At 56.6% G+C, this 371-nt stretch carries 1 protein-coding gene; it reads left to right on the top strand.

The window, feature by feature from the left end; all coding sequences use genetic code 11:
* The coding region (locus tag Q668_RS00550) for a group II intron maturase-specific domain-containing protein (RefSeq protein WP_022987627.1) at window positions 1-371 on the top strand (371 nt) is incomplete at both ends.

The following is a 371-nucleotide window of genomic DNA, read 5'->3' as shown; positions in this document are numbered from 1 at the left end:
ACGACATCCTGATCCTGTGCGGCTCACGAGCGGGCGCGGAGAATGCGTTACGGGTTGCCCGGCGCTATCTGGAAAATGAGTTGAAGCTGACGGTCAATACCACCAAAACCCACATCGCCCATAGTGATGAAGGGGTTAAGTTCCTGGGCGTGGTGATACATAGCAAGTACACCCGCATACAGAGAAAGAAGGTGGTCAGGCTTAAGCAGAAGCTGAAATCACTGACGAAGCGAAACCGGGGCATCGGACTCGCGGCCATTATACGTGAGCTGAATCCGGTGTTGCGGGGCTTTGTCAGCTACTTCCGGGTGGCGAACTGCGCGCGGGTGTTAAAGCAGGTGATGAGTTGGCTAAGGCGGCGCCTGCGCTGC

Origin of the sequence: Marinobacter sp. ES-1 (genome assembly GCF_000475255.1) — a bacterium.
Lineage (GTDB): Bacteria > Pseudomonadota > Gammaproteobacteria > Pseudomonadales > Oleiphilaceae > Marinobacter > Marinobacter vinifirmus.
The sequence above is the reverse complement of the archived record's forward strand: the minus strand, read 5'-3'. Positions and strand labels throughout refer to the sequence as shown.